This window comes from Streptomyces sp. 142MFCol3.1 (assembly GCF_000424945.1).
GTDB classification, from domain to species: Bacteria; Actinomycetota; Actinomycetes; order Streptomycetales; family Streptomycetaceae; genus Streptomyces; species Streptomyces siamensis.
The window spans coordinates 173820-193836 of sequence record NZ_AUKV01000005.1 but is presented as its reverse complement, the minus strand read 5'-3'; the positions used below and the strand labels follow the sequence as shown (position 1 = coordinate 193836).

The following is a 20017-nucleotide window of genomic DNA, read 5'->3' as shown; positions in this document are numbered from 1 at the left end:
TTGCGCGTACTGCTCACCGGACACCAGGGCTACCTGGGCACCGTGATGGCCCCCGTCCTCGCGGCCGCCGGCCACGAGGTCGTCGGCCTGGACGCCGGACTGTTCGCCGACTGCGTGCTCGGCCCGACGCCCGCGGACCCGCCGGGGCACCGGGTGGACCTGCGCGACGTCACCGCCGAACACGTGGCCGGCGTGGACGCCGTGATCCACCTGGCCGCGCTGTCCAACGACCCGCTGGGATCGCTGGCACCGGAGCTCACCTACGACATCAACCACCACGCGTCCGTACGCCTTGCCCGACTGGCCCGTGACGCCGGAGTGCGGCGCTTCCTGTACGCGTCGACCTGCTCGGTCTACGGGGCCGCCGGCGACCCCGACTTGTCGAACTTGGTGGCCGAGGACGCCCCGCTGCGCCCGGTGACGCCGTACGCGGAGTCCAAGGTGCGGGTGGAGGACGACCTGCACGCGCTGGCCGACGGCGACTTCAGCCCGGTGTACATGCGCAACGCCACCGCCTTCGGCTACTCCCCCCGGCTGCGCGCCGACATCGTGCTGAACAACCTGGTGGGCCATGCGCTCCTGTCCGGCGAGGTGCTTGTCCTCTCGGACGGCACGCCCTGGCGCCCGCTGGTGCACGCCGCCGACATCGCCCGGGCCTTCACGGCCGCGCTGACCGCGCCGCGGGAAGCGGTGCACGACCGGGCGTTCAACATCGGCAGCGAGATCAACAACGTCACGGTCGCCGAGATCGCCGAACAGGTCGCCGAGGCGGTGTCCGGTGCGAAGGTGGTGATCACCGGGGAGAACGGTGCCGATCCGCGGTCGTACCGGGTGGACTTCTCCCGGTTCCGCACAGCCGTTCCCGGCTTCGACTGCGAGTGGACGGTGAAGCAGGGCGCGCTCGAACTCGCCGACGCCTACCGGAAACACGGCCTGACCCGGGAGGACTTCGAACGACGCTTCACCCGGCTGGCCGTGCTGCGCGCGGCGTCCGACGCCGGCACCGTCGACGACACCCTGCGGTGGCGCCCGTGACCAAGCCCGGCGAGGAGATGTACGCCCTGGTGGAGCGGATGTACCCGCTGTGCCGGAGCATCACCGGCGACGGTGTGCGCGCCACCCTGGACATCGTGGGTGAGTACGTCCCGCTCACGGTGCACGAGGTGCCGACCGGGACCCAGGTGCTCGACTGGACGGTGCCTCAGGAGTGGAACATCCGGGACGCGTACATCGCCGACACGTCCGGCCACCGGGTCGTCGACTTCGCCGCGTCCAGCCTGCACGTGCTCGGCTACAGCGTGCCGGTGTCGGCGACCATGCCGCTGGACGAGCTGCGCGGACACCTGTACACCCTGCCGGACCACCCGAGCTGGGTGCCGTACCGCACCAGCTACTACAAGCCGCAATGGGGTTTCTGCCTGGCCCAGGAGACCCTGGACGCGCTGCCGGACGGCGAGTACGAGGTGCGCATCGACTCCACACTCGCGGACGGCCATCTGACCTACGCCGAGCACGTGGTCCCCGGGCAGGTCGCCGACGAGGTGATCGTCTCCAGCCACGTCTGCCATCCGTCGCTGGCCAACGACAACCTGGCCGGCATCGCCGTGGCGGCGTATCTGGCGCGCGCGCTGGCGGAGCAGACCCCTTACTACACCTACCGGTTCGTCTTCGCGCCCGGGACCATCGGGGCGATCACCTGGCTGGCCCGCAACGCGGAGCGGGTGGACCGGGTCAAGCATGGTCTTGTGCTGGCCTGCGCCGGGGACCCGGGCCGGTTGACCTACAAGCAGAGCAGGCGCGGCGGCGCGGAGATCGACCGGGTGATGGAGCATGTGCTTCGCTCGTCCGAACGCCCGCACCAGGTCAAGGAGTTCACCCCGTACGGTTACGACGAGCGGCAGTACTGCTCGCCGGGGTTCGATCTCGGCGTGGGCTCGCTCAGCCGGACCCCGTACGCCGGGTACCCCGAGTACCACACCTCGGCGGACAACCTGGACCTCGTCTCTCCGGAGGCGATGGCGGACACGCTCGCCGTCTGCCGCGAGGCGTTCGCCGTCCTGGACCGCAACCGGCGGTACGTCAACCTCAGTCCCTACGGCGAGCCGCAGCTGGGCCGACGCGGGTTGTACGACTCGCTCGGCGGCCGGAGCGACGCGAAGCAGACCGAGATGGCCATGCTCTGGGTGCTCAACCTCTCCGACGGCGAGCACAGCCTGCTGGACGTCGCCGAGCGGTCCGGGCTGCCCTTCGACGCCGTCGCCGCGGCGGCAGGCGCTCTGCGCGGCGCCGACCTGATCAAGGCGTGACGCCGATGACCACCGAGGAGGAGAATCCGCAGACGACGGCGCCACCGGCCGGGTCCGCCAAGCGGGCCCTCGTCGGCCGGCTGTCCTGGGGACTGGCCGACCAGGCGGCCTCCAGCGTGAGCAACTTCGCGGTGGGCATCTATGTGGCGCGCTCCCTGGGAGTGACCGCGTTCGGCGTGTTCAGCCTCGCCTGGGTGACGTACGGCGTGGTGCTCAACGTCTCCCGCGGGCTGGCCACCGATCCGCTCACGGTGCGCTTCAGCGGCCCGCCCGGCGCGGCCTGGCGCGGGGCTGTGGGCCGCTCGACGGGCACCGCACTCGGCGTCGGCGCCGCCCTCGGCGCGGTGTGTCTGGTGGCCGGGCTGGGCCTCGGCGGCCAGGTCGGGCCCGCGTTCGCCGCGCTCGGTGTCCTGCTGCCGGGGCTGCTGCTCCAGGACGCCTGGCGGTACTCGTTCTTCGCCGCGGGCATCGGACGCAGGGCGTTCCTCAACGACGTCGTGTGGGGGGTCGCGCTCGTCCCGGCCATGGTGGTGGCCGCCCGCGTCGGCACCGTGGCCGCCTTCGTGTTCGCCTGGGGCGCGTCCGCCACGGTGGCGGCGGGGTACGGGTGCGTCCAGTCCGGCATCCGGCCCCGCATGACCGGGGCGCGCGGGTGGCTGCGCGAACAGCGCGATCTCGGCTACCGGTACCTGGTCGAGAACGTCAGCCTCAGCGGCGCGAGCCAGTTGCGGGCGTACGGGGTCGGCGTGATCGTCGGGGTCGGCGCGGTCGGCGCGGTACGGGGCGCCGAGCTCCTGCTCGGCCCGTTCCTGGCCGTGCTCATGGGGCTCTCGCTGGTCACCGTCCCGGAGGCGGCACGGGTACTGCGGCAGGCCCCGCACCGACTGGGCAGGTTCTGCCTGCTCCTCGGCGGGGGGCAGGCCCTCGGCGCGCTGCTCTGGGGTTCGGCGCTGCTGCTGGTGCCGGGCCGGCTCGGCGAGATGGTGCTCGCCGACGTCTGGCACTCCGCCTCTCAGCTCATCGTGCCGATCAGCCTCGGCGTCGCCGGGGCGGGCCTCGGCACCGGCGCGGCGGCCGGGCTGCGCGCGCTCGGCGCGGCCAGGCGCAGCCTGCGCTGTCAGTTGTTCGCCTCCGCCTGCTACGTCGGCGGCGGGCTCGGCGGCGCGGCCGCCGGCGGCGCGGTCGGCTCGGCCTGGGGCGTCGCCGCCGCGACCGTCAGCGGCTCGGCCGTGTGGTGGCTGCAACTGCGGTCCGCCCTGCGCGAGCACGCTCAAGAACCGATTCGCGAAGTGAGGACGTCATGACCGCGCAACCCAGGCTGAGCATCGGCCTGCCCGTGTACAACGGCGAGGAGTACCTGGCCGAGTCGCTCGACGCCCTGCTCGGCCAGACCTACGAGGACTTCGAGCTGATCGTCTCCGACAACGCATCGGCCGACGGCACCGAGGACATCTGCCGCCGGTACGCCGCGAAGGACTCGCGCATCCGGTACATCCGGCTGCCCCGGAACATCGGCGCGACGCCGAACCACAACCATGTGCTCGCCGAGTCCCGCGGCGAGCTGTTCAAGTGGGCCTCGCACGACGACCTGTACGGCCGGGACCTGCTGAAGCGCTGCGTGGAGGCACTGGACGAGCGGCCGGAGATGATCCTCGCGCACACCGGCCAGGCGGTCATCGACGGCGACGGCAAGGTGAAGGTCCCCTACGAGTACACGCTCGCCACGGCCTCCCCCGACGCGCCGGAGCGCTTCCGCAGTCTGCTGTTCGAACCCGGCGGCGACGACTTCTACGGGGTCATGCGAACCGACATGCTGCGCCGGGTGAAGCCGATGGACAGCTACCACCACGCGGACCGCACGTATGTCGCCGAGATCACTCTGCACGGGCCCTTCCACCAGGTGCCCGAGCTCCTGTACTTCCGCCGCGACCACCCCACCCGCGCCGAGCGGGCGAACCCGTCCAAGCGCGCCCGGTGCGTCAACCTGGACCCGCGCCGGGCGGGCCCGCTGCACCCGACGCCCCGGCTGCTCGCCGAGTACGTGTGGGGCTTCGCCTCGGCGATCCGGCGGGCGCCGCTGTCCCCCGCCGACCGGCGCGCCTGCTACAGGCACCTGGCCGCGTGGATGACCAGCCGGGTCCGGCCGGGCGCCGGCGAGCGGGTCGAGGACCGCGCCCCGGTCGATCCGGACCGGCTCACCGTCTCCGTCGACGCCCTCGTCGCCGGCCGTGAGGGGAGGCAGGCATGACGTCCTCGGAGGAAGCCCCGGTGCGCGTCGGGGTGTTCGGCCTGCTCGGCTCCGGCAACCTCGGCAACGACGGGTCCCTCGAAGCCGTGCTCGGGTACCTCCGCGCCGCGCACCCGGAAGCGGTCGTGGACGCGCTGTGCGGCGGTCCCGAGGTCGTCGCGGCCCGGTACGGGATCCCCGCGACGCGGCTGCACTGGTACCGCGGGGAGTACCGGACCGCGTCGCGTGCGGGCGCGATCGCCGGGAAGGGGCTGGGAAAACTCGTCGACGTATTGCGCACCGCCGCCTGGGTGCGGAAGCACGACGTGGTGATCGTGCCGGGCATGGGCGTCCTGGAGGCCACGCTGCCGCTGCGGCCGTGGGGCTTCCCGTACGCGCTGTTCCTGCTCTGCGCGACCGGCCGGCTGTCCGGCACCCGGGTCGCGCTGGTCGGCGTCGGCGCCGCCCCGATCGGCAACCGGGCGACCCGGACCCTGGTGCGCTGGTCGGCGCGGCTGGCCGCCTACCGGTCGTACCGGGACTCCCCCTCCCGCGACGCGATGCGGGCGATGGGCGTGGACACCACGCGCGACGAGGTCCACCCGGACCTCGCGTTCGCCCTGCCGACGCCGCCGTCTCCCGAGCTCTCGGCTTCTCCCCCAGCCTTCGGCCGGGAGGGGTCCCCGGAGCAGGGAGGTACCCCCATCCCGCCCTCGGGCGCGCCGGGCACGGTCTGCGTCGGTGTCATGGCCTTCCACGGCGGCGACGACGACCGCGCGCGGGCCGAGGAGATCCACCGGCGCTACCTCGACGGGACAATTCGTTTCGTCCGCAGGCTGGTCGAGGACGGCAGACCGGTCCGACTGCTCACCGGCGACGAATGCGATGCGCCCGTGGTCGCCGCGATCCTCGACGCGGTGGACTCGCCGCTGGTCACCGCGGCCGAGGCGGCCTCGCTGGCCGACCTGATGAAGGAGACGGCGGCTGCCGACACCGTGGTGGCGACCCGGTACCACAACCTGATCTGCGCGCTGAAGGCCGGCACGCCGACGCTCGCACTCAGCTATGCGGCCAAGAGCGACGCGCTCATGGCTCAGATGGGGCTGGCCGCGTACTGCCACCCGGCTCGCGAGGTCGACGCCGACCGGCTGGTCGAGCAGTTCCGGGCGCTGGAGCGGCGATCGGCGGAGCTGCGACAGACCCTCGCCGAGAAGAACCTGACCGTCGCCCGGCAACTCGAGCGCCATTTCACCGCCCTGACCGCGGCCCTGTTCCCGGCGCCCGGCCACGCCCACGCCCACGCCATGCAGGAGGCTCCATGAAGGCGACCGAAGTCCCGGCGATCGCCGGCGCGTACCTGTTCGAGCCGACGCCGTACGCCGACGAACGCGGCTTCTTCTGCCGCACCTTCGACGCCGACGTGGTCCGCTCGGTGGGCCTCGACCCGGACGCCTTCATCCAGGACAGCGTGTCCCGCTCGGTCCGGGGCGTGCTGCGCGGCCTGCACCTGCGTTCCGGCGCCGGTGAGGCCAAGCTGGTGCGGTGCTCGTACGGGAGGATCTTCGACGTCGTCGTGGACCTGCGAGCGGACTCGCCGACGTACCGCAACGTGGCCTCCTTCGAACTGTCCGGCGAGACACAGGTGACCCTGTACATCCCGGCGGGGTGCGCGCACGGTTTCCAGGCGCTGACCGAAACCGCTGACACCTCGTACCGGATCGACCGCCCGCACGATCCGGCGGAGGACGTGACGATCGCGTTCGACGACCCCGAGCTCGCCATTCCCTGGCCGCTGCCGGTCACATCGATGTCCCCACGGGACCGGGAGGCTCCGAGCCTCGCCGAGGTCCTGAAGCACAGAGAAAGTTGAGGTCCCCGTGGACACCGAAGAGCTTCACCTGCCCCTGTCGCGGACAGCCAACGAGCGGCTGCACGCCATGATCCCCGGGGGCGCGCACACCTATGCCAAGGGCGACGACCAGTATCCCGACAACCTGGCCCCGGTCATCAGCCACGGCAGCGGTGCCCACGTGTGGGACGTCGACGGCAACCGGTACATCGAGTACGGCTCCGGGCTGCGGTCGGTCAGCCTCGGCCACGCGCACCCCCGCGTGATCGAGGCGGTGCGGCGCGAGCTCGACCGCGGGAGCAACTTCGTCCGGCCGTCCATCGTGGAGGTCGAAGCCGCGGAACGCTTCCTGGCCACGGTGCCGACCGCCGAGATGGTGAAGTTCGCGAAGAACGGCTCCGACGCCACCACCGCCGCGGTGCGCCTGGCCCGCGCCGCCACCGGGCGCCCGCGGGTGGCCCTCTGCGCCGACCATCCGTTCTTCTCCGTCGACGACTGGTTCATCGGTACCACGCCGATGTCCGCCGGTGTTCCGGCGGCGACCAACGAGCTCACCGTGACATTCCCGTACGGGGACCTGGCCGCCACGGAGGAGCTGCTCACCCGGTACCAGGACGAGGTCGCCTGTCTGATCCTCGAACCCGCCACCCACACCGAGCCGCCGCCCGGCTACCTCGCCGGTCTGCGCGAGCTGGCCGACCGGCACGGCTGTGTACTGATCTTCGACGAGATGATCACCGGTCTCCGCTGGTCCGAGGCGGGCGCCCAGGGCCTGTACGGCGTCGTGCCCGACCTCTCCACGTTCGGCAAGGCGCTGGGCAACGGATTCGCCGTCTCCGCGCTGGCCGGGCGCCGCGAGCTGATGGAGCGGGGCGGGCTGCGTCACTCCGGCGACCGGGTCTTCCTGCTGTCCACCACGCACGGTGCGGAGACGCACTCGCTGGCGGCCGCCATGGCCGTGCTCACCACCTATGTCGAAGAGGGCGTCACCGCGCGGCTGCATGCCCTCGGCGAGCGGCTCGCCGCGGGTGTCCGCGAGGCGGCGGCCACCATGGGCGTCGGCGAGCACGTCGTCGTCCGAGGCCGGGCCAGCAACCTGGTCTTCGCCACTCTCGACGAGAACGGGCAGCCGTCGCAGGAGTACCGCACCCTGTTCCTGCGCCGGCTCCTCGCGGGCGGGGTGCTGGCCCCGTCGTTCGTGGTGAGCAGCGCGCTCGACGACGCCGACATCGCCCACACCGTCGACGTGGTGGCCCAGGCGTGTGCGGTGTACCGGAAGGCGCTGGACGCCGCCGACCCCACCCCCTGGCTGGCAGGACGACCGGTGAAACCCGTGTTCCGTCGCTCGGCGTGACGTGACGTCAGCGACGCTCCCGCCGACGGGCGTCGGCCGTCCGATCGACCATCCGGTCGGCGCGCCGGTCGGCCATCCGGTCGACCAGCCACGCGGTCGCCGGCATCACCGCCAGGCCGGTGCACCAGCCACCGAGGACGTCGGTCGGGTAGTGCGCGCCCAGGGCGACCTGCGCCCAGCCCATGGCGGCACCGGCGACCAGCGCCGCGGCGAACACGAGTGACGTGCCTGCCGTCCTGCCGAGGCCGAGCCGGTCGGCCGCGAGCAGCGCCACCGCGAAGGCGAGCGCGGTGGCGAAGGCGGTGTGCCCGCTCGGATAGGACAGGTTGCCGTCGCCGTGAATGGTGCGTCCCACCAGGGACTTGAGCAGCGTCGCCGTCCCCACGGTCAGACCGGCCCCGGCGACGACGAGCACCGCCGCGCGAGGACGCCGAAGAAGCAGGCAGCCCGTCACGGTGGCCACGACCAGCATCGCCGCGCCCACTGGCTCCCCGAAGAAGTCCAGGGCCAGCGCGACGTACCGCCAGGGCGGCCGCACGCTGTCCGCCGTCGGCTGGATGACCCACCTGTCCGCCCTGCCGGGCCGGCTATGGCCGGAATACAGGACCCCGATCACGACGACCACCAGCGCGGCGAGGGCCGCCGCGAGCCCGAGCCGTCCGCGCAGGGGTGGGGGCAGCGCCGCGGGCGCCGGCCGGCCGGTCACACGCCCACCGTGTCCGGCCGGCCTGCGGTGCTCTGCCGTGACCGGCAGACGGTCTTCCGGATCCTGGCCACGGGACGCGAGGTGAGGGTGCGGCCCTTCGTCCGACCGGTGGGCGACCATGAATCCGCGGCCTCCTGTCTCGCCTGTTCCAGGCGGCGATCGAGCCGCGCATCCCGCTCATGACCGAGACGGGGAAACGCCGGCACACCGTCGCGGACCGTCCACCGGATGCGACGCGCCTCCCCCGCCCGTCTGGGCCGATGCCATGTCATCCGCCGCTGCCGCGATGCCTTGCTCCCGCGAACTGCCTGCTGCCGTCCGCCGGCATGGCCGGGTCCGTCAGAAGCAGGGGCTGCGCACGGCCGAGCCGGGCAACGGTGCCGACACATCAAGCGCGGACTGAGCCGGGCCGGCTCCCGGGCCCGCTCCGGCCTGGTGCTCCCACGCCACCGACGCTGGTCGACGTCGCCTTCTGCCGGCGCCAACTCCCCACCGAAGAGCCCCCCGTAGTGTCCGAATCGGCCCGCGCGGGAGCGATCAGCCTGTGCAGCCCCGAACTTGCCGTCCTGCCCGTCACCCTGGTCGAGGGCATCGGGATCACTGTCCGCCTGCCACCCTAACCAACAACGCGGTCGCGGCAAGCCGCCCTCGGAAAGTCCGCGTGGGCCGTCCCGCGCGCCCGCCCACCCGCTTCCCTGCAACTGACGACCGCTCAGTACGAACATCCTCCACGCCCTCTTGCTTCAAGTGTCATGCACCCGCCATCCTGACTCCGGGAATCTACTCGCATAGATTCCATGGCTCCCTCGCTCGTCTGACTCTGTCACCGTCAGTACCCGCTCCTTGGGAGGATCCTCAAGTGAGACCTCGTCAGCCGCGGCGCCACAGCGCCGCCGCCATCGTGGCGTCCCTGCTCGCCCTGTCCGCCGGCCAGACCGTCGGCGCATCACCCGCAGCCTCCGCCCCCTCCGCTCCGGCCGCCACCACCACCGTGGCCACCGCCCAGGACCAGGCCGCTCGTTCCATAGCCCGCTCACTCTCGGACACTGCCTGGCGCACCCGCGTCCAGCACGCCGCACTCGCCACCGATGAAGTGCCCATCACGGCACTGGCCGGCCGGAGCGACAGCGGCCTGCAGTCCGTCCTGGTCCGCACAGACCGCCGGATCGCCGCTGCCAAGGGCCTTGATCCCGACGTAGGTTCGCTGCTCCGGCTGCGACTCGGGAACCACACCATGCGCAGCGCGCTGTCCGCCGGCAAAGCGCCCTGGGTGGCCCCCGCCGCCAGTGACGACCACGCCACCACGGTCGTCGCCTACGACAGCCGAGGCCATGCGCACACACTCGACGCCCGTCACGCGCCCGACCGGCCTGTCTATGTCGTCGACATCGACAGCTCCAAGGCGCTGGCCGCCGGCCTCGACGTGCTCAACCAGCAGCTGCACCGCTACGGTCTGGCCTCCAGCGCACCCGCATCGGCACCGGAGTCGGACACGGCCGAGAAGGCACAGACTCAGGCGGCCACCGGAGGCTTCTGGACCACCCGCATCACCGCGGTGGAACTCTCGGACGACGAGGAACCCTGGGTCAAGGGCGATGCCGAGATCTACACCCTGGTCACCGGCTTCGGGCAGGACGGCACCGTACGCGTCGACCCCGTGGACATGCCGTATCTCGACAATGACGGCACCGTCTACCGGCCCGGCCAGATTCTGGTCAACTGGTCGAACTACAAGTACAACCTGGCCGACGCCGTCATGATGGAAGAGGACGGCAGCACCAACTACCGCGACCTCGCCAAGGCCATCGCGACCGTCCTGCTCACCGTCACCGACCAGGGGACCTACATACCCCTGGTGAACGCGATCCTGGATGCCATCCCGAACGACTGGTGGACGGACGACCCCGACTACGTCGACTCCTGGTACACCCTCGCCCGCAGCGACACCGGCACCCGTTACGGGGCCCGAGGCAACGGCTGGATGACCGTGGAACCGTACTTCGTCCAGGAGAACTGAGCGCAGCACACGCCGCTGGCGGCGCATCACCCTGACACGCGCGAGAACGGCTTCCTGATCCCCGATCAGGTGCGGTCACACGTCAGGGTGGTGCGCCGCGCGCCGCACGCGCACCTACCACCTGGACCCGGCGGCGCACCATGGAACTCTCCGGAAAGGGGGTTGTGCAGGCGGGCGATGCCGAGCGTTGATCACCGCATGGTGTCGGGTACGGGCTCGGTCCGTTCGTCCCACCACACCGTGTCGGGCCCGACGACGTCCAGGAGCACCTACCGTCCATCGCGCCGTGACACCGGTGCCGGTCCGCCTCCGGATCCGTTCCCGTCGGCCGCGGAGGCGACCGTGCCGGTCCCTTCAGGTCGTGTCGTCGACGGTGCTCGTAGCAGGGCCGGTCGGTGCCCCGGCGGGGACCGGACGGCCCCTGGCCGGATCATCCCGGCCGGCGACAGGCTGGAGGGGACAAGCCCGCGTCCGCCGGGTCCGGCGGACGCAGTCGGAACGGTCAGGAAGGGTGAGGATCATGCTCACTGTGCGCAGGCGGACCGCAGCCACACTGGCGGCCCTGGCGCTGACCGGCACACTGGCCGCCGGATGTGCGGCAGGCCAGAGCAACACCAGCAACACATCCCTGAGCCCGATCGCTGCCCAGCCCAGGCCGTCCGGCAGCAATTGCCCAGGCCCGGGCGCTTCGGACGACGACCGCGACACGTGGGGTCCGGGCATGATGGGCAGCGACTGCTGGTGGGGACCCGGCATGATGGGCGGGCCGTACTGGGTCCGTGGTGACGGCATGCCGGTGAAGAGTCTGGACCAGGCCCGCCGCCACGCCGACGCCTTCGCGGACCGGCTCGGCCTGCGCGTCGGCGAGGTCATGCAGTTCTCGAGGAATTTCTACGCCGAACTGGAAACCCGGACCGGAAAGCCGGCCACCGAGATCCTCGTCGACCCCACCGACGGCGACACCGGGATCGAGTACGGGCCGGCGATGATGTGGAACACCGACTACGGCATGCACCCCCGCGGTCAGACCCAGAACCGGATCTCCCCCGAGCGCGCCCAGGACCTCGCCCAGCGGTGGCTGCGCAACCGGGGCGGCCACCTGACCACCGGCGAGGCCGAGGCGTTCCCCGGCTACTACACCCTGCACACCCTGCGATCGGGGAAGATCGACGGCATGCTGTCGGTCAACGCCTCCACCGGCGCCGTGTGGGACCACACCTGGCACGGCACCTACATCGCCACCAGCGAGCACTGACAGACGCCGGATCACCACAGCGTCCTGCCCAGACCATGCGGAGGCACGCCGTGCGTGGCACGTTGGATGAAGCACCGTTCTGAGGAAAGGACGGCGATCATGCGAGCTCACCTCGGCGATCAACTCGTGGTCGAAAGCCCGGGCACCGGCACAGGCAGGCGCGACGGCGAGATTGTCGGACTCCACCATGAGGACGGAACCCCTCCCTACGACGTGCGCTGGTCGGACACCGACGAGGTGACGCTCGTCTTTCCCGGCCCCGACGCCCACATTCGCCACCTCGACCACGGGTCGCGAGGAAGCGCGGACCGACCTTCCCGGCCGAGTACGGACGAGGCACGTCAGCAGGCGGGGAGCGGACCCGGCATGCCCGGGCCCGAAGCGGCATCCCACGCGGGTGACATCGGACGTCGCATCGCCGCCGAACGCCGCCGCCAGGGACTGACCCAGGCAGAGACCGCCCGACGCGCCAGCATGGCGCCGCAGTACCTGGCATACCTCGAAGAGCGATCGGCCGCCCCGAGCCTGGCAGCTCTCATCCGCCTGGCCGCCGCGCTGGGCACCTCCGTAGACGCCCTGCGGGGCGGCGGTATCGATCTGCCACCCGGCCAGGGCCAGGCGCTCCTCGCCCCTCAGCTGCAGGACCTGAGCCCTGACGAGTGCCGCGCCCGGCTCTCCACGCACGGCCTGGGACGCGTCGCGGTGTCGACGCCGGACGGCCCAGGGGTCTTTCCGGTGAACTACGACGTGGTCGACGACACCATCGCCTTCCGGACCGCCCCCGACTCGGCCCCCGCAGCGGCCGTGGGAACGGATGTCGCCTTCGAGGTCGATCATGTGGACGAGGCGATGAGCCTGGGCTGGAGCGTGCTCGCTGTCGGCCCTGCCCGGGTGGTCACCGAGCCCGACGAGATACGACGGCTGGTCGACAACGCCCACAGCACTCCATGGGCGGGAGGCGACCGCGACATGTGGGTGTCGATCAGGCCCACACGCCTCACGGGGCGCCTGATCAGCCCCTCCGTCCAGTGAAGAGAGCGACACTGCCGCCCCTCACTGCCGGTCGCGGCGAGGATTCCGCGGGCGGGCCCCTCGGCGCCATCCACGCTGGGCTGCGGCTCCTGGCCGTCACCGCGGCCGCGGGCGTCTCCTGGGGAGGTCAGCCACCCTCGCCGTGAGGCCCACGACACGGAACCATCGCAACGGGGCACTGCGCATGATGCAGCACCGCATGGGCCACGTGTCCCAGTGGCGCACCGATCGCGTGAGCCGGCCGGCGGGCACCGACCACGAGCAGCTCCGCGTGTCCGGACGCCTCGACCAGAGCACCGGCCGTGGACGGCGCACGCACCGCGTCAGCTGTCACCGTCAGGGCGGGGAATTCGTCCCCCAGGAACCCCAGAAGGCGGGAGGTGGCACTCATCTGTTCCTCGGGGACCTCCGTGAGGTCGTCGAGCATCGGCACCATGCTCCCGGCGTACTGATAGAAGCGGTAACAGCTCAACACACGCAGTGACGACTTGCGGCGGTCGGCGGTCTCCGCCGCGAAGCGCAGCGCGTCGAGGTCTCGCTCGTCCCGTACGGCGGCCAGCACGACTCCTGTCCGGACGGGCTCGGGAGCGCCACGGACCACGACGAGCGGACCCGTCACCCGCGCAGCGAGCCGAAGACCGACCGAGCCCAGCAAAAGCGCCGTGAAGCCGCCGAGCCCGCGCGAACCCACGGCGATGATCCCGTCGGCTCCCGCCGCGCCGAGCAAGGCCCGTACGGCGGAGTCCCGGCTGAGGGTGGAGGTGACGCACAGCCGGGGCACCTGCGCGGCCACCTGCGCGATCGCTTCGTCCAGGACGTCCTGGCCGGCGTCGAGCAACAACTGGTCCGCGGGGTCGGGTCGCCTCCCGCTCCGGCCGTCGAGAGCGGTCGCGTGCACGACGTGCAGGGACAGGCCCCTGGCAGCGGCTTCGGCGGCGGCCAGCCGGACAGCCTCCGCAGCCTTCTCGGATCCGTCCACCCCCACGACAACCGACTGCGACTCGTGTACGTCAACCATGATCCCTCCTGGATACCAGGCACATCCATCCTGACAGCGCTGCGGGACGACGGGGAGATCCCGACCGGATCACGCTCATGGCCCGAAGGTCCTGAAGGAGCGAGCCATGGTTCGGCCCATGCGCTTCCCCGTCCCTCAGGCGGCCCGCTCGCGCGCCACCGAGAACGGGACCAATGGCCCGCCCCATTGCTCCCCTCGACCCATGACCGGACGGGGAAAGAGTGCCGATCGTGAAGGTGAGGCTCCGAACCGACGACTTCGAGGACCGCAACCGGTAGCCGCAGGCAGCGGGTGACGTCCTGTTCCGCACTTCTGTCGCCCGCTCCCCGCTCCACTACCTCGCCCCGACTGCTTCGGCTGCCCGCGCCGGGACCCCGTGGAATAGTGGAAGAGACGCGAGTCGCCCTTCCGCGAACGGCCTGTCGGCCCTAAAGGGAGGAAGATCCGGTGTCAGTCCAAGCACTTGACCCGCAGACCGTGACGGCTCTGGTCGAAGACGCCACAGCCGCTCCTTCCATGCACAATGCGCAGCCGTGGAAATTCCGCTTCCACCGCGACGACCGCACCTTCCAGGTGCGGTCCGATCTGGAGCGGGCCATGCCGCGCGCCGATCCGTCCAACCGCGCTCTCCACCTGGGCTGTGCGGCAGCCCTGTTCAACCTGCGCGTCGCCGCCGCCCACGCGGGGTGGGGTGCGGCCACCGAATTGCTGCCGGACGCAGCCGACCCGCAACTGCTCGCGGTGATGAGGCTGACCAGCCCCACGTCCCCCGGGCACGGCGTGGAGAACGACCTCGCCCTGCTCCATCCGGCGATCCGTCGCCGCCACACCAGTCGTCACCCGTTCTCGGACGAGGAGATTCCCCAGCCGATCAAGGACGCCTTGAGCGCCGCCGCTCTGCTGGAGGGGGCACGGCTGATGTTCCCCGACGCGTGGCATGTGCAGACGCTCCTGGATCTGGTCAACGACGCCGAAGGGCGCGATGCCGCGGACGCCGCCGCCTCCGAGGAACTGAAACGCTGGGTCCGCATCGGTGCCGAAGCAGCGGAAACCGCAGGTGACGGCGTACCGGACTACGCCTTCGGCCCTCGCAAGTGGCGTGGCAAGGCGCCCGTACGGGACTTCGCCGCGGGACTGTCCGTTCCCGGCCGCGAGACCGCGACATTCGAGAACGCTCCCCAGGTCGCCGTGCTCGGCACCACCGACGACCGCCCCCGGGACTGGATGGTGGCCGGCCAGGCCATGGAGCGCGTCCTGCTCCAGGCCACCCTCGACGGGCTGGCCACCTCGCTCACCTCCCAGGCCCTTGAGTGGCCCGAACTCCGCTGGACCGCACGCTCCCCGGAGTCGGCCATGGGCTTCGTACAGATCGTCTTCCGGCTCGGCTACGGCTCCTCGGGGCCGAGGACGCCGCGGCGGCCGGTGAACGAGGTCCTCGAGATCCAATGAGGCTCTTCATGCTCGGACCCGGCGCCTTCGGCCTCCAACGTGGCCGTCGCCACCTCTGCCCGCCCGCGTCGCCGCCCCGCGCCGGGCGAGCCGCCCCGCAGGGTCCCGAGCTCCCAGACATGGGGGATGACGGCCACGGAGCAGCCGAGGTGATGGTTCGCGGCGTGGGTCACGGGTCCCAAAGCGCCGACCGATCGCCCGTCCGGCGCTTCACCGGCCCGATGTCACCTGCTCCCAGACGCGGATGGTCGCCTTCATCCCACGCGTGCACGACTCGCAGCCGTACGTGCCCCCTGGGCACCTCGGGCCGAACGTCCCCTCTTCAACGAGGAGTTGGACCCGTACGGCCCTGCGGCGGCCCCTGGTCGGCCCATGCAGGGGCACCGTCCAGGCTGTCACCTTCGTAGGTGTCCCCGGAACGACAAGGAGGAGGTGCGGCCCGATGCCCCGTGGCAAGCAGGTGAAGAATCGGTTGTGGCGGTGGCGCAGCAACCCACTGCGCCGACGCGACGACATCGTCGAAGCCTGGATCGTGCTGGCCGTGTGGACGGTCTTCGCCGTGGGCGGCACCATCGCCGCACTGGTGACCGCTCATGCCGCCCACGAGGCGTTCGCGCGACAGCGGGCCGAGCGGCACTCCGTCGAAGCCGTCCTTCTGCATGACGTCCCGCGTGCCGGCACCGCGGTCGGTGGGGCCACCGACCTCCGGACGGCATCCGTGCGCTGGTCGGCATCCGACGGCTCGGCCCGCACCGGCCGGACCCCCGTGCACGCCGGCCTGAAGGCCGGATCCCATGTCACGGTCTGGCAGAACGGCCAAGGGCACCTCACCGCCGCACCGACGAGCTCCGCGGAGGCAGCGATCGAATCGGGTTTCCTGGGCACCGCGGCCGCGGCCGCTCTTGCCGGGCTTGTGTTCGGTGCCGGAGCCGTCGCCCGGTGGCGGCTCGACCAGCGTCGCGTCGACGCCTGGGGCAGAGAATGGGACCTGGTCGGACCACGTTGGGGCCACAAGACCGGCTGAACGCCGGATGTTCTGAGCTCCGGGCCCGAGCGGCCTGGAGCTTTCCTTCCTGTCGATGCCCTTGTCCCCGAGGGCCGTTCGGCCCCTGCCCCGGCGCGAAGGCGCGCGCGAGGCTGAGCTTGCAGAGCCGCCTCTCCCCCACTCCGGAAAAGGCTGATTGCGATGAACCGAGTGATCCTCGCCAGTGTCGAACGGCCGCAGTCCGGTCGTTCCGTGGTCGACTGGGCCGCGCGGGAGGCCGCCCTGCACGGTCTGCCGATGCGTACGGTCTTCGGCACACCGGCGGATCCCGCTCAGGCGAAGATGATCGTGTGCGGCGTCACTCGCGGAACGGCCGGCACCGTTGGGGCGCTCGGCGTCCGCCTGCCGACCGCCCCCGCCACCGACCGTCCGCTGGTCCTCGTCCCGGACGGACCCGCGGCAGCACACCCTTCCGGTGACGTCGTTCTCGGAATGGACGCGCGTGACCCTCGCGCCGATGCCATCGAGTTCGCCTTCGACTGCGCTCGTGTACGGGGAGCACGCCTGTGTGCCGTGCACGCCTGGTCGCTGCCTTCCGACGCCTCCGAGTGGCCCTTCGGTGTACCGGAGAAGGACCGTGCGACGTGGGAGGACCTGGAAGTGCAGCTCCTGGCCGACGCACTGCGTCCGTGGCGCGAGAAGTACTCCGACGTTCCGGTACTCGAAGACGTCGTTCTCCTCACGCCGGCTCAAGCACTCCTGCACCGTGCCGCGAGCGCCGCGCTGGTCGTGGTGGGAGAGCAGGACACGGAGTGGGGCGAGACCCTGATGTCTGTCCTGCACCAGGCCGCATGCCCCGTTGCCGTGGTGCCGGCACGGGCCACTCCATGAGTCCGGGCCCGGTGCCCGGTCGGAGCCGGGCATCCCCGAACGGCGTGTCGTACTCGGCGCGGACCACCTCGGTGGTCGTCACGGAGCCAACCTCGTTCCGCCTCAGGACCGTTCCCCGATCAGCGCAGACGACGCAGGTACGGGTCCTGGGACCGCCGCGGCAGCAGGCGCACCCGCGCGTCGAGCACGGAGACGCTGCCCGGTGTCGCCAGCACCGGATTGAAGTCGGCCTCGACGAGTTGTGGCAGGTCCACCGCCATCCGCGACAGCCGCAGGAGTACCTGTTCCAAACCTTCGAGGTCGACGGGGGCGCTTCCGTCCGCGCCCAGCAGCAGCGGGGCGCACCGAGGCGACATGATCAGCTCATGCACGTCGCGGTCCGTGAGCGGGGCGAGGCGGGCGGCGTGGTCGGCCAGCACCTCGGTAGCGGTACCGCCGAGCCCGAACAGGACGAGCGGGCCGAAGACCTCGTCCTGGACGACACCGGCGAACAGTTCGGTGCCGCGGGCGGCGAGCGGCTGCACGACCACGCCGGTCATCAATCCCGCGAACCGGGTGCTCAGATCACGGAAGGCGGCCCGTACCTGGGAATCGCCACGCAGGTCGAGGTGGACCGCGCGCTGCTGCGACTTGTGGAGAAGCCCGGGCCAATGGGCCTTCATGACCACACGGCCGTCGAAGCCGCGCAACCGGTCGGCAACGAGCACGGCGTCGCCGTCGGTCTCTGCCCAGGCCCATGGAATCTGCGGGATGCCGTAGCAGGCCAGCAGGTCGGCACACGCACGTGGGTCGAGCCAGCCGCCGTCGGGGTGCGCAGCCAGGTACTGCTCCACGACCGTGCGGGCTCGGTCGCTCTCGAGGCCGTCGAGGTCGGGGACGACACCGGCCGGCCGCGCGAGCCAGGCGGCTCGGTCGACGGCGTGCCGCAACGCGCGTGCCGCCGCCTGGGGTTCCGCGTAGGAGGGGATCGTTGCGCCGTCGGCCGCGGGCAGCAGTTTGACGGGCAGCTCCTGCTCCAGGCGTACGGCCATGACGGGACGCGCCCGCCGGCCGGGAGCCCCGGTCAGGGCACGCGTCAAGTCGTCGCCGGTGGCCGCGGCGACCGCCGTGGGCACGAGTGTCACCACGACGGCGTCGATCCCGGCGCACTCGGCGAGCCGGTCGACGCACGCAGCGAGTTGATCCTCGGAAACCACGGCCGTGGCGTCGACGGGGTTACCCGGAGCGGCACCGTTCGGCAGCACCCCGAGCAGGTCGTCAACCATCGCCGGGGTGAACGGCGGAAGGGCCAGCCCCGCCTCCGCGCAGGCGTCGGCGGTGAGCACCCCGGCGCCGCCCGCGTTGGTGACGATCGCGACGCGACTGCCCCGCGGTAGCTGCTGGGAGTGCAGCAGGGCGGCGGTTTCGAGGAGTTCACCCACGGAGCGGGTCGCGGTGATGCCGGCCTGGGTGAACAGCGCGCTGCGGGTCATGGTGCGGCTCGCGGCGGCCGCGGTGTGCGAGGCGGCCGCCTTGCGGCCCGCGTCGGTCCGGCCGGCATCGACGGTCAGCACCGGTACGCTGCGCGTGACGCGCCGTGCTGTGCGGGAGAAGGCGCGAGGGTTGCCGAAGGACTCCAGGTGCAGCAGGGCGATGTCCGTCCGGCGATCGTTCTCCCACCACTGGAGCATGTCGTTGCCACTGACGTCGTACTTGTCACCGAGCGACACGAACGACGAGACACCGATGCCCAGTCGGGACAGGCCGTCCAGCAGCGCGATGCCGACCCCGCCGGACTGCACGGCAACGCCGGCCGTCCCCCGGCATGGGTGCTTGGCGGCGAAGGTCGCGTCGAGGCACAGCTCCGGGTCGGTGTTCGAGATGCCGAGGCAGTTCGGACCGACGAGCCGCATACCGTAGGTGCGGCAGGCGGTCAGCAGTGCTTGCGCCTGGCTGTGGTCGAGTCCAGCGGTGACGACGACCAGCGCGCGTACCCCGGCCCGGCCGCACTCCTCCGCGACGGCCGGGACCGCGGCGGCCGGGACCGCCACGATCACGAGGTCGGGCGTGCTGGGCAAGGCCGCGACGGACGGATGGGACGGCACGCCGAGCACCGAGGAGGCGCTGGGGTTCACGGCGAAGAGACGGCGGGTGAAGCCGCCGGTGTGCAGCTGGTGGAGGATGGCGCGGCCCACTGATCCGGGCCTGCGTCCGGCGCCGACCACAGCGACCACGGACGGCCGCAAGAGCGGTTCGAGGCTGGCCACGTCGGCGGAGCGGCCCCGGGCCTCGACGGCCGACAAGTAGGTGTCGTCCTCCTCGATGCAAATGGTGCAGCGTACCTCCGGGCCCTCGAAGCGACGAGAGGTGCGCAGGCCCAGGTCGGTGAAAAGGCGGAGCACTTCGTGGTTCTCACTGAGGGCATCGGCCGTGAAGGTGGTGATGCCCTCCGCCCGTGCCGCCGAGATCAGGTGCTCGACGAGGAGCGTGCCCACGCCCCGGTGGTGCAGGCCGTCGGCGACGGCGATGGAGACCTCTGCGCCGTCCTTCTCCCCTCCGGTGTCGTACTCGGCGAGGCCGATCACCCCGCCGTTCGCCTCGGCCAGCAAGGCCCGGTAGCCGGGCCGGGCGGGGGCGCATGCCCGGTCGGCGGCCGAGGCGGCCGAGCGGCGGCTCGCCGCGAAGAACCGCAGTCGGAGATTCTCCGGCGACATCTCCTCGTAGAGCCCTTGCAGCTGGTCGTGGTCACTTGCCAGGACCGGCCTTATGCACACGGTGGTGCCGTCCGCGAGCAGGGCGTGGACCACGGATCGGTCGATCGGATCGTCCGTCATGGCTGTTCTCCTCCTCCATGGCTCCCGCCACTTCGATCGTCCGGCGGAGCGGAGGACGGTCCCAGGGGCTGCCTGGGGACAGGACGGGGGCCCACCGGCCTCGCGCGCAGCCGAT

At 71.7% G+C, this 20017-nt stretch carries 16 protein-coding genes; 13 read left to right on the top strand and 3 right to left on the bottom strand.

Annotated features, from left to right (window positions below; translation table 11 throughout):
* Genes H305_RS0109045 through H305_RS0109015 form a run of 7 tightly spaced genes read left to right on the top strand, consistent with a single transcriptional unit; the run spans nt 1 to nt 7736 of the window.
* Complete coding sequence (locus H305_RS0109045; RefSeq protein ID WP_028800111.1) at nt 1-1035, top strand: NAD-dependent epimerase/dehydratase family protein; 1035 nt, start codon at nt 1-3, stop codon at nt 1033-1035.
* A complete protein-coding gene (locus tag H305_RS0109040) occupies nt 1023-2306 on the top strand; it encodes a DUF4910 domain-containing protein (RefSeq protein ID WP_028800110.1) in 1284 nt (427 codons plus the stop codon). The genes H305_RS0109045 and H305_RS0109040 overlap by 13 nt, the downstream gene beginning before the upstream one ends.
* A gap of 5 nt (nt 2307-2311) precedes the next feature.
* Nucleotides 2312-3610, top strand: coding sequence for a membrane protein (locus H305_RS0109035; protein WP_037763176.1), 1299 nt, complete (start codon nt 2312-2314; stop codon nt 3608-3610).
* On the top strand, nt 3607-4554 hold the full coding sequence (locus tag H305_RS0109030; protein ID WP_028800108.1) for a glycosyltransferase family 2 protein: 948 nt from the start codon (nt 3607-3609) through the stop codon (nt 4552-4554). Before H305_RS0109035 ends, H305_RS0109030 begins: the two co-directional genes overlap by 4 nt.
* Nucleotides 4551-5855 carry a polysaccharide pyruvyl transferase family protein gene (locus tag H305_RS0109025; protein WP_028800107.1) on the top strand — a complete coding sequence of 435 codons (1305 nt, stop codon included), beginning with the start codon at nt 4551-4553 and terminating at the stop codon, nt 5853-5855. Before H305_RS0109030 ends, H305_RS0109025 begins: the two co-directional genes overlap by 4 nt.
* Nucleotides 5852-6403, top strand: coding sequence for a dTDP-4-dehydrorhamnose 3,5-epimerase (gene rfbC / locus H305_RS0109020; protein ID WP_028800106.1), 552 nt, complete (start codon nt 5852-5854; stop codon nt 6401-6403). The genes H305_RS0109025 and rfbC overlap by 4 nt, the downstream gene beginning before the upstream one ends.
* Before the next feature lie 7 nt (nt 6404-6410).
* On the top strand, nt 6411-7736 hold the full coding sequence (locus H305_RS0109015) for a glutamate-1-semialdehyde 2,1-aminomutase (RefSeq protein ID WP_028800105.1): 1326 nt from the start codon (nt 6411-6413) through the stop codon (nt 7734-7736).
* 7 nt (nt 7737-7743) lie between these two features.
* Here H305_RS0109015 and H305_RS0109010 read toward each other — a convergent pair whose 3' ends face one another.
* Entirely contained in the window at nt 7744-8442 is a 699-nt protein-coding gene (locus tag H305_RS0109010) for a phosphatase PAP2 family protein (RefSeq protein WP_028800104.1), read from the bottom strand.
* Nucleotides 8443-9301: 859 nt separating this feature from the next.
* Here H305_RS0109010 and H305_RS0109000 point away from each other — a divergent pair.
* From H305_RS0109000 to H305_RS0108990, 3 genes are all read left to right on the top strand, one after another.
* On the top strand, nt 9302-10459 hold the full coding sequence (locus H305_RS0109000; RefSeq protein WP_051370459.1) for a DUF3103 family protein: 1158 nt from the start codon (nt 9302-9304) through the stop codon (nt 10457-10459).
* Nucleotides 10460-10979: 520 nt separating this feature from the next.
* Entirely contained in the window at nt 10980-11714 is a 735-nt protein-coding gene (locus H305_RS0108995) for a hypothetical protein (RefSeq protein WP_234020671.1), read from the top strand.
* A gap of 99 nt (nt 11715-11813) precedes the next feature.
* Nucleotides 11814-12746 carry a DUF1918 domain-containing protein gene (locus H305_RS0108990; protein ID WP_028800101.1) on the top strand — a complete coding sequence of 311 codons (933 nt, stop codon included), beginning with the start codon at nt 11814-11816 and terminating at the stop codon, nt 12744-12746.
* Between the two features lie 127 nt (nt 12747-12873).
* Here the strand turns inward: H305_RS0108990 and H305_RS0108985 are convergent, their stop codons facing one another.
* The gene (locus H305_RS0108985; protein ID WP_028800100.1) at nt 12874-13764 is read right to left on the bottom strand and encodes a universal stress protein; all 891 of its coding nucleotides are present in this window, start codon (nt 13762-13764) and stop codon (nt 12874-12876) included.
* A 447-nt stretch (nt 13765-14211) separates the two neighbouring features.
* On the opposite strand from H305_RS0108985, the gene H305_RS0108980 reads away from it, so the two are divergent.
* From H305_RS0108980 to H305_RS45075, 3 genes are all read left to right on the top strand, one after another.
* Nucleotides 14212-15213: an Acg family FMN-binding oxidoreductase gene (locus H305_RS0108980; protein ID WP_028800099.1), complete on the top strand. Its 1002-nt coding sequence runs from the start codon at nt 14212-14214 to the stop codon at nt 15211-15213.
* A 442-nt stretch (nt 15214-15655) separates the two neighbouring features.
* Entirely contained in the window at nt 15656-16237 is a 582-nt protein-coding gene (locus H305_RS0108975) for a PKD domain-containing protein (protein WP_028800098.1), read from the top strand.
* A gap of 162 nt (nt 16238-16399) precedes the next feature.
* On the top strand, nt 16400-17089 hold the full coding sequence (locus H305_RS45075; RefSeq protein WP_234020670.1) for a universal stress protein: 690 nt from the start codon (nt 16400-16402) through the stop codon (nt 17087-17089).
* Between the two features lie 119 nt (nt 17090-17208).
* Here H305_RS45075 and H305_RS0108965 read toward each other — a convergent pair whose 3' ends face one another.
* Complete coding sequence (locus tag H305_RS0108965; RefSeq protein WP_028800097.1) at nt 17209-19902, bottom strand: bifunctional GNAT family N-acetyltransferase/acetate--CoA ligase family protein; 2694 nt, start codon at nt 19900-19902, stop codon at nt 17209-17211.
* Between the last annotated feature and the right edge of the window lie 115 nt (nt 19903-20017).